Consider the following 15781-nt stretch of genomic DNA (forward strand, 5'->3'; position numbering starts at 1 on the left):
AAGGATTGGCGACCCGCATTGCGAGCAAGGTGACGCATCTCGTCGTCAAAGCCGTATTGCGGGCGCGATTTGGGATCGATGTCCTCACCTTTACGGTTATCAACGATGCCTAACTCACATCAGGCGTAGAATGGATTTATTGATTGTTGGATAGCTGGTGGAGTGTAGGATCAACCAGCACAAAGCTACTGACATCAAGCCCGTGTTGGCGGGTAATTTCATCGAACACAAAATAATCGCAAGTCAATTCTTCGCCTGCTTGAATATCGCGTACGGTGCGGGTATAGGCTCCAGCATCATCGCAATTGGGTGTTGCTGAATGATTGAAATAGCGGGCATTATCACCACACAGCACATAATAGCCTTCATCATCGACATAAATATAGGCGGTGAAGGCGCTGCGGTAGGGTTCGGGGAAGGCTGCAACCTCAGCGGCAGTCATGCGCCAATCGACCGCTGAATTAAACTCCCAAATAATCGTGTTGGCGGGAATAAAATTGGCTGCAAACACGCCGATGCCGTGAATGGTGCTTTGGGCAAGATAGCTAGCAACGAGCAGCATACAAAATCCTTGTGAACTGGCTGAATTGGCCTGATCATAGCAGATTTACGAGGTTTGAACGAGGCTATACACGACGCTTTGCAAATCTTTTTCGCTGCGAATTGAGCGCAAATCAAGCCCAATGCTCACCAGCATTTCGGCCACATCGGGCCGCACACCGATGAGGGTTGTGCTTGCTCCCAACAAGCGGGCTGCATTGCTCACTTTGAGCAAGGTTCGGCCTGCATCACGATCCAAGGTTGGCACGCCAGTAATATCAAGAATCAAATTGCGGGTGCGTTGGGTTTTGAGGTTGGTTAAAATTTGCTCAACCAAGGTGCTCAAGCGCTCTGCATCTAAGGCTCCAACCAAGGGCACGACTAAACTATGTTGGGTGATTGGCAAAATTGGCACGCTAAGGTTGCGAATGGTGGTTTGTTGTTCGGCCAGCTGTTGGGCCAACACCGCTTGGCTATCTGCTTGGGCTTGCACATCGCGCAAGGCTCGTTGCAAGGCTGAGGTTCGTTGCTCAATTTGCTGTTCAAGCGATTGTTGGCTGGCGCGCAAGGCTTGGTTGGCGCTGTTGCTTGCTTGCAAGCTGGTGGTTAGTTGGCGGTGAATTTGCCAAAGCAAGCCCATAATGATCAAAATCGAGAGCGAGTTGAGGATGACGCGCACTGGCATCTCAGACCCAGCAACTTGATCGATTCGCAGGCGATTAGTGATGCTTACGATGCTGACAACCCAAGCTAAACCACAAATTCCTAGCAAGCGCTTGCTATCAACAAACGGCAACACCAGCACGATTGAAATAATCGTCACGGTGGCGATTGAGAGCAAGGTGAAAAAGCGAAACGAGCCGACAATCACCAAGCTCAAGGCTGCCATGTTCATTAATACAACTGCTGGTTGATTGTATTGGCGTTGAATCAGCCAAAATGCCGTGGCTAACAACCCGCTAGTAACGCTAAAGCTGGCAACCGCAATCAAATCGCCCATAAACAGATACAGAAATAAGGAGATGAGTGAGCCGCCGAGCAACCAATAGACCGTAGTTTTGAGTCGTTTGGTAACGAGTTCTTGCTCTGTGGGTTGCGACATTGCGCACCTACCTTTGCCGTTGGAAGGGGAGAATCGCTCTAAGCATACAGAGTTTTGCTGCTGTATGCAAGAGCGATTAAGTGGGTAGTGCGCTAGTACCGTTGCTATCAAATTGTAGTGGTTCATCAGGTTAACCACCGCCTGATCCCCTCACCCCAGCCCCTCGCCCGCCACACGGGCGAGGGGCTTTAATTCCATGGTTTTTTGCGGAATTCGTGGTAAAAATGGCGGCTCCCCCTCGCCCGCGTCCAGTGGGAGAGGGGGCTGGCTTACACGGGTAGGTTGTGAAGACCCCCTCACCCCCAACCCCTCTCCCGTGCGCGGGCGCGGGGCTTTAATTCCATGGTTTTTTGCGGAATTCGTGGTAAAAATGGCGGCTCCCTCTCGCCCGCGTCCAGTGGGAGAGGGGGCTGGGGGGTGAGGGAACACGCTAGTACCGTTTCTGCCGAATGCTTAGATTGTGCTGCTATTTACTAGTTGTTGCTTAGAACTGGTTTTCGCTGCATTCGAGCTGGGTTTGAAGCCTTTGGTAATCAACCAAATCGCCAAACTCATTTCGGTAAGTGCAACCGGAATCGCCAACAGTGCGCCCCAAGTCGAAAGTTGCTCGATAATCCCAAACATTTCCAACAGTGCTGCAATAAAAATCAGGCTTGAGCCAACGAGGCCCAGCGTGGCAATTGGCCGTGGAATTTGGCGGGTTTGAAAGAAAATATAGCTATACATAATCGTGTTGAGTCCGAGCATGAAATTTGGCCCAAGCATAAATGTCCAATCGTGGATGGCGATTAATGCTGTGCCAACGACGCGGTAGCTTTGCTCATCGGCTGCGGTTGCGTTGCTAAATTCGTTGCTGATTGAGAGCAACGCCAACATGCCCACAATCCCGATCATAATCACCACTGCTTCGAGAAAGCGAAAACACAGGTGCGCTAGGGCAATGCGTTCGCTATATTGACGTAAGATTGGAAACATGGTGACGGCTGTGCCAACGGCGGTCGTAACAAGAACCAGTTCCATTAGCGCAGCAAAAACAATTTGGTTGGCATTGGCTGCGCCTGCACGTAAATAATCGCTTTCGGTTAGCAATGGCGCATACCAGAGCAGGCCAAGAATCGAACTGACTGCTGCCAAGATAAAAAAGATCCCAATGAGAATGGCGTGGCGGCGTTGGTTAACCATGGTGGTTGCTCCTTGTGAAATGCTGATTGGCTGGGTAAGCGGCACGACTGCAATCAAGCTCAGGCCTGAATCACGAATTTTGCGCAAAACCCGATATAAGGCCGCTTGATCGACGATTGGGCCTGTGAGCAGCGTATCGCCTTGGGGCGTGTGGCTGATGGCTAAATCATCGAACCATTCGGCCCAACCTCGATCAAGCTGGCCTTTGATTTGAATCTGGTAGCGCGTCAATTGATTTGACATAACTTCCTGCTTTGAACTATGCGTCGTGTGCGATCTGCGAGCAGGATACAATTTGGGCAGCAGCCTGTCATACCTCAAACGAGTTATTCGGCGAGGTATGCTGCATATTCATTGTGGCTGTGGGTTTTAGGTTTGCGGCAAGATACCAAGGTTGCGGGCACGGGCCACGGCTTGGGTGCGATTCGTGACCTCAAGTTTGGCATAAATATTCCGCGCATGCACTTTGACCGTATAGATCGAAAGATACAGCAATTCGCCAATTTCGCGGTCGGTGTGGCCTGCTGCAATTTGTTGCAGCACCTCGATTTCGCGCTCGCTCAGCCGCTCAACTTGGTTGGCTTGGGGTCTAATCTGGGATTGGTTGGTAAACAGCGGCAGTACGTGATCGATTAAGGTTGCGTGTAGGCCATGAGCTTGGGCCAGCTGCAAAAGTTGCTGCATTGGTTGGCCATAATCAAGCAAGCTGCGGATTAATTGATTGGCTTCTGCTAATGGTAGTGCTTGCTTGAGCCATTCGATTGCCTGTTCGTTTTGGCTTTGTGCTGCATAGGCTAGCGCCAACAAGCAGCATGCTTGTAACCACTGGTCGGGCCAATTGTTGGCGTGTGCTTGCTGCTGAAGCGGCTCAAGGAGAGCGATTGCTGCTGCTGGCTGGGCTTGGGCCAAGGCAATTTGCGCTTGGCAAAACGTAAGTTGCTGGCTGTTGGCAAGTTGGTTGGCGTTGCTCAATTTGGCTTCGCGCACCAGCAATTGAATCCGCACATGGGCAATTTCAGCAAAGCGTTGAGTAAAATTGTGCTGCCGCGCCAATTGTTCAGTTTGATCAAGCAGCCGTTTTGCTCCCGCCAGATCGTTGTGGGCCAGCTTAATCTGGGCCAACATCAATTCGCACAAAATAAAGCGATCGATGCCTTGCTCGTATTGCAGCGCAAGTTGCAGGCTTTGCTGGGCATGCTGCTCAGCGGTGGCCAAATCGTTCCATTGATAGGAGATTCGTGCCAAACCAAGTTGGGCCTCGTAGATGATTTGCTGTGGCTGTTCGCCCGCCAATTGCAACACATGGCGATAGGTTGCGGCGGCCCGATATAGCTCTAGGTTGCTTTCTTGCAGTTGGCCCATGCCGATTGAAGCCAAAATCAGGGTAAACGTATCATTGGCTTGTTGGCTCAATTCGATTGCTTGGGTCAGTGCAATGTTCGTGTTCTGGCGTTCGCCGCGCACTTGATGGGCATAGGCCAAGGCCCAATTGGTTGTCGCTCGAAAAGGCAAATTCTGCGGATGCAAATAGCCAAAAGCGCGTTGAGCTTGGGCAATAATCGTCTCAATTTGATATTGCGTTAAGGCGATGGTTGTGCGGGCGGCGGCAATTTGGCCGAGTAAATCACGATTGCGCTCATTAGCGGGCTGTTGCTGCAAGCCACGTTCGGCAGCTTGTAATTTTGGCTCAACGCCGCTGGTTTGACCCATCACCAGCAAAATTGCTGCATAGCGCACCCACAACGAAGGCTGCTGATCAAGCACTGTATTGGGTAAACTCGCCAGCCAATTCAGCATTGCCGAGACAAAGCCATTGGCATGCAGCGGCATTTGGATCATCAATTCTTCGGCGCGCTGGTAATCGTGGGCAAGCGTGGCATGTTGAAAGGCTTCGAGCACTAAATCGTGGTGTTGATACCAGTGGCTGGCCCGTTGATGCAGGGTTGCAAGCTCTTGCTGCGTGAGCTGTTGGGCCAACCGCTGGCGCAGTAAATCGCTAAATAGCTGATGATAGCGATACCAAGCGCGTTGCTGATCGAGCGCCACAATAAATAAATGAGCCTGATCGATTTGGGCAAGGATGGCTTGGCTGTTAGTTTGGTTCAAAACTGCATCGCACAACGGCCCAGTCATGCGCTCAAGAATCGATGTTTGCAGCAAAAATGCTTGAATTGCAGGCGTTTGCTGGTGCAGCACTTCGCTGAGCAAATAATCTAAAATAAATTGATGCTGGCCACTAAATGTTTCGATAAAGCTATTTGGATCATGCTGGCCTTGCAGTGAGAGCGCCGCGAGTTGTAGCCCAGCAACCCAGCCTTCGGTACGGGTTTCGAGCTTGGCAATTGCCTGATCTGGCAAGTGCAAACCCATGACTGTATTCAGAAATTCGCTACTTTCAGCCAAATTGAAGCGTAAATCGGCGACCCGCAATTCGTTGAGTTGGCCGCGAGCACGTAAACGAGCCAAGGGTATTTGGGGATCTTCGCGGGTTGCCAACACAAGATGGATGGTGGTTGGCATATGCTCCAGCAAAAAATTGAGCATATCGTCAACTGCTTGATTTTCGATCACATGATAATCATCGAGCACCACGATAATTGGTTGCTTGATTTGATTAATCTCATTGATCAAACTCACGATTAGTTGCTCGCTTGGGGCTGGCTGAGCTGCTTGCAGTGCTTGCTGCACGCTTTGGCCGAGCGTTGGCTCGATGGTTTGCAAGGCTGCAACCAGATAGCTCAGCCAACGCAAGGGATCATTATCGCGCTGATCGAGGGTTAGCCATGCTTTGGCATGGCTGGTTTGTTGCAGCCATGTGCTCAACAAGGTTGTTTTGCCAAAGCCTGCTGGCGCAGCAACCACCGTTACGCGCCGATCGAGACCACGTTGAAGCCGCGCCAAGAGCAGGCTGCGATTAACGACGCTTGTGCGCAGGCTTGGAATCATCAGTTTGGTTGCCAAGATTGCAATTGCCATAGTGGCATTATAGCCCAAACTAGCAAGGCTCAAGGCGTGGGCCGAATCGTGCATTTGCGCTCAAGCCTGAATTTGGTAGCATGCTGCTAGTGCCTTGACCTTGGATAGATGGAGCCGTTATGCCAATTAAGCTTTATACCGATCTTGCGTTGGCCAAACAAGGGCCGTTAGCGCGAGTGGCCTTCGATACGGTCGAAATTCCTGAGCGTTTGCAACAAAGCCTCGATAGTATGTTTGGTGCTGGCACAACCCCAGCCGCCGCCGTTGACCAGATTTTGGCCAGTGTGCGCCGCGATGGCGATGCAGCCTTGCAACACTGGAGCCGCACGATCGAAGGCGTTGCGATCAATGAGTTTGAGGTTGATCGCTTGGCAATCGAAGCCGCCTATGCCTTGGTTGACCCATTATTGATTGAGGCATTGCGGGTTTCTGCTGCCGAAATTGAGCGTTTTCACCGCAAGCAAACCCGCCAAAGTTGGGTCGATTGGAGCGATGAAGGCGCACTTGGCCAGATTGTTTTGCCGCTTGATCGGATTGGGGCCTATGCGCCTGGTGGCACTGCACCGTTGCCTTCATCACTGTTGATGGGTGTGATTCCGGCCAAGGTTGCTGGGGTGCGCGAGATTATTGTTTGTTCGCCGCCACAACGCGCGACTGGCGAGATTTCGCCGCTCGTGCTGGTTGCTGCCGATATTGCTGGGGTAGATCGGATTTTTCGCTTGGGTGGGGCGCAGGCGATTGCGGCGATGGCCTATGGCACCGACAGCGTGCCGCATGTTGATAAAATTATTGGGCCTGGCAATTTATTTGTGGTGCTGGCCAAAAAAGCGGTCTATGGCACGGTTGATATTGAGGCCTTGCCCGGCCCGACCGAAACCATGGTCATTGCCGATGCTGATGCCAACCCAGAATTAGTTGCTGCCGATTTGTTGGCCCAAGCAGAGCACGATCTTTTGGCCTCGGCGATTTTGCTCACGCCATCGTTGCCATTGGCTGAAAAAGTGCAAGCTGCGGTTGCCCGCCAACTAGAGGAGCTAGAACGAGCAGAGATCACCGCCCAAGCCTTAGCTAATCGTTCGGGGATTGTGGTTGTGCCATCGTTGGATGTGGCGTTTGAAATCAGTAATGCTTATGGCCCTGAACATCTTTGTTTATTGCTGAATGATCCTTGGCAATATGTTGGCAAGGTGCGCAATGCTGGCGGCATTTTCATTGGCGAACGTTCATTTGAAGTCTTGGGCGATTATGTGGCTGGCCCATCGCACATTATGCCAACTGGCGGAACTGCCCGCTACGCCTCGCCCGTCAATGTTGATCATTTTCGCAAAGTGATTTCGTTGGTTGGCTTGAACGAAAAAGCCTTACAACGCCTAGGCCCAATTGCCCAACGTTTGGCCGAGGCCGAGGGCTTGACCGCGCATGCTGCTGCGGTGCGCCGCCGTTTGGAGCAATAACATAGAGCATAGAACATAGAACATAGAGCATTATGATTGATATCCCCTCACCCCAACCCCTCTCCCGTACGCGGGCGAGGGGCTTTAATCTTGGGGTTTTGTCGCAATGCGTGATCCAAAACGGGTGCTCCCCCTCGCCCGCGTGCAGTGGGAGCGCGGGTTCTTTCACGGGTCGGTGTGAAGATTCCCTCACCCCAACCCCGCTCCCGTGCGCGGGGCTTTAACGCCGTGGTTCACCCCCAATTCCTTGGTGAAAACCGATGCTCCCCCTCGCCCGCGTCCAGTGGGAGAGGGGGCTGGGGGGTGAGGGAACATAATTGCCAACCAATTCTTAAAAACCTACCCTTGGAAGGAGGGGGCTGGGGTGAGGGAATCTTGAAATTTAGTCAGTCCATTGGTTGACATTGACCGTCGTATCGATCAGGTCTTCGAGGGCCTTTAATTCTGCTTCGCCAGCAAAGCCTTCACAGCCATAATAATGTCGGACTGATTTGGTTGTGCCGTTCATGGTAATCGATGTATCTACGTTAGGCATATCGCTCATCATGCCATTGCATTCAGGTCCAGCAAATTCATACGAAGCTTTATAATTCCAATAGTTGCTCGCAACAAACGCATTGATCAGCGTCAGCAGTTGTTCGTTGTTGATGTTTGCCTCGGCCCGACCAACGGTTTTTACAAAATCTTTGCCTTGGTACGTAACCTTGCCTGTAGCATCAATTGTCACCTGATAGATTGGACATTCGCCAAAACACATGGTGCGTTCAAGCGATATTCTCAGATCAGCGGGCACTTGCTGAATTTTGGTTGGTACAGCGGTTGGCTGGGTAAATAGGCTGCCGCTACAGCCGATTAATCCCAATAAAAGCCAACCTACTACGAAACTGCGACGTATGGTCATGAAACCAACTCCTTTACTCGTTGAAGATAAAACGAACTATCGCTTGATCATCGCCTCAGGATCATCACGTTTATGCCGAATCGACAAGCAACAATATTGCCTGTTTGCTGATTGAGCATGAGCATTAAATTTACTTAAAATAGCTGGTTGGGATGATCCTTGGCATAACAACTCTCTTGCTATGACCTGATCGTGCCAATTATAGCATAGGGGCACAATTGGGCTAGTTTGCGCTTGAGAACAGGTTAAAACGCACGTAAGATTGCCACATTGAATCAAATGCCATGCGTTACTCGTAGCATCCACACGTTCATAGCTTTGGTTCGTTGGATTGATTGCAAGAAGGGAGGATTGGTTTCTGCTATCTACACGCAAATCCATGCTGTTTAAGCACCGAGCTCGAGGACGTGAAGAACTAATGGTTATTGAAGTTGGCGTACAAGGCTAATGAGATTAGCGGGTACGCCGTATGAGGGGGTCGTTATATGCGATTTTTTCGTTGGATTGGCATTGCAAGTTTGGGGTTGGCAATTAGTTGGCAAGCGGCATCCGCGACCATCAATCAACCGCAAGCCGTGCACACGACGATTACGGTTAATACCTTGGTTGATGATTTTACCGCCAATAATGGCACTTGTTCGTTGCGCGAGGCGATTCAAGCGGCCAACACGGATTTGGCAGTTGATGCCTGTCCTGCTGGTTCGGCCAGCGATACGATTCAACTGGCGGCAGGCAGCTATCAATTAAGTTTGACTGGTGCGGAAAGCCCGCAAACAGGCGATCTTGATTTAAATGGCACAATTCAGGTTACCGGCGTAACTTCAGCAACCAGCATTATCAATGCCAATGACATTGATCGGGCCTTGGAAATTACTGGTGGCAACGTGAGCTTACGCAATCTGCAAGTGCGCAATGGGTTTCATACTGGGCCAGCTAATGAGTTCGATACCTATGGCCATGGAATTTTGCATCAGGCAGGCTCCTTGACCATCGATAGCAGCATGATTACGACCAATGGCTATATTACCAGCTCAACGGGTGTTGCGACCAGTTTTTTTGGTGGCGGCATTGCTTCGCTCACTGGTTATTTAACAATTACCAATAGCTTGGTCGAAAACAATTATGTTAGCGCTGAGGCTATGGGCAATAGTGGCATTGGGGGTGGACTCTATATTGATGCAAGTACTGTTCAGATCAGCAATTCAAGCTTCCGTCACTCATCAGCGGGAACTGGTGCTGCAATCTATAATGATGCTGGCCAATTAACGATCGTCAATTCAACCATTGGGCGACATTTTAATAATGGAGAATTTTCCGGATCGATCTCCACTAATACTGGTCAGACGCTTGTAAATGATACGCAATTTGTCAACAACCAGCCTCGAGCAATGTGGATTTCCAGCGGATCGGCGACTGTGACTGACAGTGTATTCAATGGGAATGGCGGCAATGGCTCGTTCTATTGTTCACAAGGCGGGGCAATTAGTAGCTCTGGTAGATTGAGCGTCAGCAATTCGCGCTTTCTTAATAATTGGGCCAACGAAGGCGGCGCAATTGCGGTTGTGACGGGAACTGCAAGCATCGATCATAGTGAATTTAGCGGCAATGATGCCCGTGAATTCACGGCAGGCCGCGAAATATGTATTGGCGATGGTGGCACGATTAGCACTGGCCAACATGGTCAAGTATTACTTGATTCCAGCACGCTGGCTTATAATCACGCCGATGGCTTCGCCGCAGGAATTTTTCACAGTACCAACCCCAATCCGTTGATCATTAGCAACTCAACAATTGTTTCGAATACCAATAGTTTATTAAACCCCGAAGACGGCAGCATTGTCGAATTCGATGGGCCGGGCATTAGTGCCCTTAATAACTCGACCGTGCAACTGAGCAACACCATTTTGGCGGGCAACCGTAACGATGCCAGCAATGTAGCCCGCGATTGTTCAGGCTTGTTCAGCAGCCAAGGCCATGTGCTAATCGAGCATGCCGATGCAGTTTGTAATCTGACCCAAGCCACCGGCGATTTAATTGGGGTGCAGCCTGAGCTGGGGAGCTTTGATTTCCATGCTGGCGTGACCCGCAGCTTTAGCCTGAACCCCACCAGCCCAACCATTGATGCAGGCCCCAGCGCTTGTGGCGCAACCGATCAACGCTATTTCCCACGGCCTGTCGATGGCGATAACGACGACCAAGCGCGGTGTGATATTGGAGCCTTCGAGTTTGGCTCGGCAGCAATTCAGTATCCGATCTATATTCCGATGACGATTAGATAAAAATAAAAATTTGTGCTTTGCCCACGTGCCAGTTGGATGCCCAATCCAGCTGGCATTTTTTGTTGCCCGCCAGTTCCATAGACAGATAGATAGTGCGCACAAGTTTCGTGTGCAATGCTAGCATAGGAGTTGGGCGCGCGTTCTATAGTTACATATAGGCCAAATTAGCCTAAAAGAACTATGGGTTGGGCTTAGATTGCGCACTAAGATACATAGACCTATAGATTGGCTCATTGAATCGATTCAATTCAACCAAGCAGCAAATTCTGGTTAAAGGTCTACAACGGTTTGGCCCTAATTGTGACATGAGACCGGTCTCATAGCATAATTAATCGCTGTTGAATTTGGCGTGCCATGGAGTTGAGGTTTTGTGGTACGCCGTGTGGTGAGGTAGTGGTATGCATTTTCTACGCTGGATAGGCATTGGGAGTTTGGGGTTGGCAATTAGTTGGCAAGCAGCAGCTGCGAGCATCAATCAACCGCAGGCGTTGCACACGACGATTACAGTTAATACATTCGTTGATGATCTTACACCCAATAATGGTACATGTTCGTTGCGTGAGGCGATTCAGGCCGCCAATACGAATTTGGCGGTTGATGCCTGTCCTGCTGGTTCGGCCAGCGATACGATTCAACTGGCGGCAGGTAGCTATACATTAAGCCTGACTGGTGCGGAAAGCCCACAAACTGGCGATCTTGATCTGAATGGGACGATTCAGCTTACTGGTGTGACCTCAGCAACCAGTATTATCAATGCGAATGGCATTGATCGGGCCTTGGAAATTACTGGTGGCAATGTGAGCTTACGCAATTTGCAAGTGCGCGAAGGTTTTCTTGGTGGAAGCGTCGAAGAATCGATGGTCTATGGCCAAGGCATTTTGCATCGAGCAGGCTCGTTAACCATCGACAATAGCACGCTGACCACCAATGGGATGAGCCCTAACCGAAACAGCCTTGCTTCCGATATGTCTGGTGGTGGCATTGCTTCGCTTAGCGGCTATTTGACGATTACCAATAGCTTGATCGAAAAAAATTATGGCCCGTATGTCTATATGGAGAGTGGTGGGATTGGGGCAGGGCTGTATATCGATGAGAGTACGGTCAGCATCACGAATTCACGCTTTAGCCAATCAACTGGTGGAGCTGGCTCGGCTATCTACAATGATGCAGGCCATTTAACGCTTAATAATTCAACCATTGATCGCCATACGGGCATCAATGATTATGCGGCAGCGCTGGTTACAAACTCTGGTCAGACTGTGGTCAATGCCAGTATTTTTAGTTTGAATAAACCAGGTGCGATGTGGGTGGGTCGCGGCTCCGCAACGGTCAAAAACAGTCTTTTTAATGGCAATGGTGGCAATGGCTCGTTCTATTGTTCAAATGGCGGGGCAATTAGCAGTTCTGGCACATTGACGGTCAGTAATTCACGTTTTATTAATAATTGGGCTAACAATGCTGGGGCGATTGGAGTTGTGACTGGCACCGCAACTATCGATCATAGCGAATTTAGTGGCAACTCTACTTACCGAACCACAACAGGCCGTGCTGAGTGCCTTGGCGATGGCGGGGCGATGAGCACAGGCAATGGTGGCAAAGTACGGCTTGATTCAAGCACCATTGCCTATAATCGCGCCGATGGTTTCGCCGCAGGGATTGTTCACAGCAACAACCCCAATCCGTTGATCATCACCAACTCAACGATTGTTTCGAATACCAACACATTATTGACACCTGACTCTGGCTCCATTGTCGAGAATGATGGGCCGGGGATTACCGCGCTCTATAGTTCGACCGTGCAGCTGAGCAACACGATTGTGGCAGGTAACCGCAACAGTGCTAGCAATGTAGCCCGCGATTGCTCAGGCTTGTTCAGCAGCCAAGGCCATGTGCTAATCGAGCATGCCGATGCAGTTTGTAATCTGACCCAAGCCACGGGCGATTTAATTGGGGTGCAGCCTCTGTTGGGGAGCTTTGATTTTCATGGTGGCGCAACCCGCAGTTTTAGCCTTGATCCCGCTAGCCCAGCTGTTGATGCAGGCCCCAGCACTTGTGGCGCAACCGATCAACGCTATTTCCCACGGCCTGTCGATGGCGATGACGACGACCAAGCGCGGTGTGATATTGGGGCCTTCGAGTTTGGTTCGGCAGCAATCCAATATACGTTCTATATTCCGATGACAATTAAATAGAAAAATTGTGCTTTGCACGCGTGCCAGCTGGATTGGGCATCCAGCTGGCATTTTTTATTGCTTGCATGCTCATTCTCAACCAATCACCCTTGCCCTGAATGCTATAACGGTGGTAGGCTCGCGCATGGCCAAGCGATGCAAAGGCCTGCCTGAGAGCAACGAGGGGTTTGGTTGCCAGTTATTTATATAGGAGCAGCAATCATGATTCGTAAACGCTATCTCATGCTGATCGGCTTGGTTTTCGCCAGCACATGGCTTCTGCCTGTTGCCGCTCAGGATCAAACCAACCAGCAACCAGCGGCAGTTTTAGCCCCTTCCGGCGAAACAATTACGTACCAAGGCATGTTAAGAGAAAGTGGCAGCGTCGCAAATGGAGTCTTTGATTTTCAATTTGGCTTGTATGCGACAGCAACAGGTGGCACGGCTCTGGCAAGCATAACCCAAGCCGATCTGAATGTGAATAATGGTTTATTTACAACCCAGCTTAGCTTTGGCGAAGATTTCTTTAATGGTGAAAGCCGTTGGATTGAGCTAGCGGTTAAGGCCGATGCCAGCACGAGTTATACGATTCTTACGCCACGTCAGCAGGTGACAGCTGCGCCCTTGGCCTTGGCCTTGCCTGGCTTCTGGACACGCCAAAACATATTTAGCCCCAACCTGATTGGCGGTTACGAAGGGAATACGGTCACAAGCAATAGCATTGGCAGCACGATTAACGGCGGTGGCAACGTTGATAGTGTGAATAGTGCCTATGATAGCTATAGCGCAATTGGCGGCGGCGCTGGTAACCGTGCTGGTAGCGATGATGGCGCACCGAGCAATGATGGCTATTCCACGATTGGCGGTGGCATCAACAATATCGCTAGCCAAGAATATGTGGTGATTGGCGGTGGGCAAACCAACAATGTGAGCGGTGCTTGGTCAACGGTTGGCGGCGGGATTAATAATATGATCAGCAGTCGTTATAGTGTGATTGCTGGTGGCGGCGGCACAACCGGCAATACAATTTACGACGATTATGGCACGATTGCTGGTGGCAGCGAAAATAGTGCTGGTCTCACAGGCGATGCAGTCAGCCAAATGTATGCAACTGTTGGTGGCGGTCGCGCCAATGTTGCCAGCGATAATTATACGCTTGTTGGTGGTGGCCGAAGCAACAGCGTGAGCGACGACTATTCGACCATTGCTGGTGGCTACAACAATAGTATTGTGGCTCAATTTGCCACGATCAGCGGTGGTGGTAGCGCTACAAGCAGCCAAGCCAACCGAGTTTACGACAATTATGGCACAATCGGCGGTGGTAGCAATAATGTCGCTGGGGTAACTGGCGATACGACAAGTCAGCAATATGCCACGGTTGGCGGTGGTGTCAGCAACACTGCGAGCGAAGATGCTGCAACCGTTGGCGGCGGTAGCGGCAATATTGCCAGTGCTAATTACAGCACGGTTGCTGGTGGCACAAGCAATAACGCCAGTGCCGATACCAGCAGCATCGGCGGCGGTCAACTCAATGCAGCTAGTGGTAATTACGCGGTGATTGCTGGCGGTCGTGGCAATACTGCTTCTTCGCTGATTACGACGATTGGTGGTGGTCAATCGAATCAGGCTACCAACACTGGGGCTTCTATCGGTGGCGGCCAGACCAACACAGCTACGGGCCAATATTCGGTTGTGGCTGGTGGCGTTAATAACGACGCAACCAATACCTATGCTTCAGTCGTTGGTGGCCTCAACAACCAAGCTGCTGGCGCTGGTACCTTTGTCGGTGGCGGCCAGAACAACAACGCCAATAGCACGCTCTCGGCAATTCTTGGCGGTAGCGGCAATACAACCTTGGCCGATTATACCGTTGCTGCTGGCGAGAATGCAGTTGCGGCTCATGCTGGTAGTTTTGTGTGGGCTGGCCAACAAAACAATAAAAAAGATACAGTTTCGACGACTGCACCAGGCCAGTTTATTGTGCGTGCTCCTGGTGGCGCTTGGTTTGGTAGCAGCACCAAGGTTGTTATCCCCGATGGCGCGATTTTGGCGACCGAAAGTGGCGCTTTTCTGAGTAAAGGTGGCACATGGTCCAATTCATCAGATAAAAATCTCAAATCGAATTTTGCAGCGATTGATCCCCAGTTGCTGCTTGATCAGCTGGCTGCGATTCCCGTTCAAGCGTGGAACTATACCAGTGAAGGCTCAACAGTGCGCCATATTGGCCCAACGGCCCAAGATTTTTACGCAGCTTTTGGTTTAGGCAGCGACGATCGCCATATTGCTACGGTTGATGCTGATGGTGTGGCGCTGGCAGCAATTCAAGGTTTGCATACTTTAGCTACTCAACAAGCCAAAACTATCGATCAACAGGCTGATCAATTGGCGGCCTTTGATGCTCGGCTTGCTGCTTTGGAGCGTGGTCAACCAGCATCCAACGGATTTTCATGGGTTTGGCTGCTACCCATGTGCGGGTTGGCACTTGGCTTGGGTTGGATGCTTGGGCGGCGGAACGCGAAGGGCCGACATGTATGAAACAGCGCTTAATGTGGTCGATCCTTCCATTGGTAATGATCATGCTTGCGATTCAGTTGGCCCAAGCTCAAACTAGCGGAATCTTTAGTCTTGAGTGGACGACAATCGATAGCGGCGGCGGCAATAGCAGCGGCGGTGATTTTGACATCCACGGCTCAATTGGTCAGTCTGATGCAAATGCTGCCAGCACTGGAGGCGATTTTAGCCTTGAAGGCGGCTTTTGGTATGGCGTGCCAACATTGACCCCAACACCAACCAATACGCCAACCGCAACGGCGACTGAAACGCCAACGAATACACCAACGAATACACCAACGAATACACCAACCAACACACCAACCGCAACTGCGACTCAAACACCAACGAATACACCAACGAATACACCAACGAATACACCAACGAATACACCAACGAATACACCAACGAATACACCAACAGTCACGGTGAGTATCACGCCGACCAATACGCCAACAGCCACAGCGACCAATACGCCGACGGTGACGGCGACGGCAACGAATCCTACTGCGGCATATCGCGTGTATTTACCTCAAACAATGCGGGCTGAAACGGCGCTACGCCACAGCAAGCGCTAGCATGCAAAGAGCTTGATCAAACAGAATAAATATGTTTGATCAAGCTTC

10 protein-coding genes and 1 pseudogene are annotated in these 15781 nt (G+C 50.8%); 6 read left to right on the forward strand and 5 right to left on the reverse strand.

All coding sequences use genetic code 11. The annotated features are described in order from the left end of the window. Positions 1-113, forward strand: a pseudogene (locus C5S61_RS27700) (IS982 family transposase); the annotation flags it as partial. A gap of 23 nt (positions 114-136) precedes the next feature. Here C5S61_RS27700 and C5S61_RS15820 read toward each other — a convergent pair. From C5S61_RS15820 to C5S61_RS15835, 4 genes are all read right to left on the reverse strand, one after another. Continuing rightward, the gene (locus tag C5S61_RS15820) at positions 137-562 is read right to left on the reverse strand and encodes an SET domain-containing protein (RefSeq protein ID WP_110516300.1); all 426 of its coding nucleotides are present in this window, start codon (positions 560-562) and stop codon (positions 137-139) included. Positions 563-607: 45 nt separating this feature from the next. Continuing rightward, positions 608-1642 (reverse strand): STAS domain-containing protein, encoded by a 1035-nt coding sequence (locus C5S61_RS15825; protein WP_164689544.1) that lies wholly within the window; start codon positions 1640-1642, stop codon positions 608-610. 453 nt (positions 1643-2095) lie between these two features. Further along, positions 2096-3067, reverse strand: a complete 972-nt coding sequence (locus C5S61_RS15830; protein WP_205701413.1) for a DUF4386 domain-containing protein — start codon at positions 3065-3067, stop codon at positions 2096-2098. 126 nt (positions 3068-3193) lie between these two features. Continuing rightward, on the reverse strand, positions 3194-5854 hold the full coding sequence (locus C5S61_RS15835) for a winged helix-turn-helix domain-containing protein (protein ID WP_110516304.1): 2661 nt from the start codon (positions 5852-5854) through the stop codon (positions 3194-3196). A gap of 65 nt (positions 5855-5919) precedes the next feature. Here C5S61_RS15835 and hisD point away from each other — a divergent pair, with 65 nt between their 5' ends. Beyond that, on the forward strand, positions 5920-7254 hold the full coding sequence (hisD, locus tag C5S61_RS15840; RefSeq protein WP_110516306.1) for a histidinol dehydrogenase: 1335 nt from the start codon (positions 5920-5922) through the stop codon (positions 7252-7254). A gap of 382 nt (positions 7255-7636) precedes the next feature. On the opposite strand, the gene C5S61_RS15845 is transcribed toward hisD, so the two are convergent. Then, a complete protein-coding gene (locus C5S61_RS15845; RefSeq protein WP_110516308.1) occupies positions 7637-8155 on the reverse strand; it encodes a DUF6438 domain-containing protein in 519 nt (172 codons plus the stop codon). Between the two features lie 485 nt (positions 8156-8640). Here C5S61_RS15845 and C5S61_RS15850 point away from each other — a divergent pair, with 485 nt between their 5' ends. The 4 genes from C5S61_RS15850 to C5S61_RS27110 all read left to right on the forward strand — a co-directional run bounded on the left by C5S61_RS15850 (position 8641) and on the right by C5S61_RS27110 (position 15733). After that, on the forward strand, positions 8641-10434 hold the full coding sequence (locus tag C5S61_RS15850) for a CSLREA domain-containing protein (protein WP_110516310.1): 1794 nt from the start codon (positions 8641-8643) through the stop codon (positions 10432-10434). A 398-nt stretch (positions 10435-10832) separates the two neighbouring features. Beyond that, positions 10833-12626: a choice-of-anchor Q domain-containing protein gene (locus C5S61_RS15855; RefSeq protein WP_110516312.1), complete on the forward strand. Its 1794-nt coding sequence runs from the start codon at positions 10833-10835 to the stop codon at positions 12624-12626. Between the two features lie 201 nt (positions 12627-12827). Continuing rightward, complete coding sequence (locus C5S61_RS15860; protein WP_110516314.1) at positions 12828-15140, forward strand: DUF8740 domain-containing protein; 2313 nt, start codon at positions 12828-12830, stop codon at positions 15138-15140. After that, positions 15137-15733, forward strand: coding sequence for a hypothetical protein (locus C5S61_RS27110; protein ID WP_205701414.1), 597 nt, complete (start codon positions 15137-15139; stop codon positions 15731-15733). Before C5S61_RS15860 ends, C5S61_RS27110 begins: the two co-directional genes overlap by 4 nt. Positions 15734-15781: the final 48 nt, after the last annotated feature.

Source organism: Herpetosiphon llansteffanensis, from assembly GCF_003205875.1.
GTDB lineage: Bacteria > Chloroflexota > Chloroflexia > Chloroflexales > Herpetosiphonaceae > Herpetosiphon > Herpetosiphon llansteffanensis.

What these genes read in the sequence shown, in the direction of transcription:
- C5S61_RS15845 (WP_110516308.1), bottom strand. Translation starts at nt 8,155, where the DNA reads ATGACCATACGTCGCAGTTTCGTAGTAGGTTGGCTTTTATTGGGATTA.
- C5S61_RS15855 (WP_110516312.1), top strand. Translation starts at nt 10,833, where the DNA reads ATGCATTTTCTACGCTGGATAGGCATTGGGAGTTTGGGGTTGGCAATT.
- C5S61_RS15825 (WP_164689544.1), bottom strand. Translation starts at nt 1,642, where the DNA reads ATGTCGCAACCCACAGAGCAAGAACTCGTTACCAAACGACTCAAAACT.
- C5S61_RS15835 (WP_110516304.1), bottom strand. Translation starts at nt 5,854, where the DNA reads ATGCACGATTCGGCCCACGCCTTGAGCCTTGCTAGTTTGGGCTATAAT.
- C5S61_RS15860 (WP_110516314.1), top strand. Translation starts at nt 12,828, where the DNA reads ATGATTCGTAAACGCTATCTCATGCTGATCGGCTTGGTTTTCGCCAGC.
- hisD (WP_110516306.1), top strand. Translation starts at nt 5,920, where the DNA reads ATGCCAATTAAGCTTTATACCGATCTTGCGTTGGCCAAACAAGGGCCG.
- C5S61_RS15820 (WP_110516300.1), bottom strand. Translation starts at nt 562, where the DNA reads ATGCTGCTCGTTGCTAGCTATCTTGCCCAAAGCACCATTCACGGCATC.
- C5S61_RS15830 (WP_205701413.1), bottom strand. Translation starts at nt 3,067, where the DNA reads ATGTCAAATCAATTGACGCGCTACCAGATTCAAATCAAAGGCCAGCTT.
- C5S61_RS27110 (WP_205701414.1), top strand. Translation starts at nt 15,137, where the DNA reads ATGAAACAGCGCTTAATGTGGTCGATCCTTCCATTGGTAATGATCATG.
- C5S61_RS15850 (WP_110516310.1), top strand. Translation starts at nt 8,641, where the DNA reads ATGCGATTTTTTCGTTGGATTGGCATTGCAAGTTTGGGGTTGGCAATT.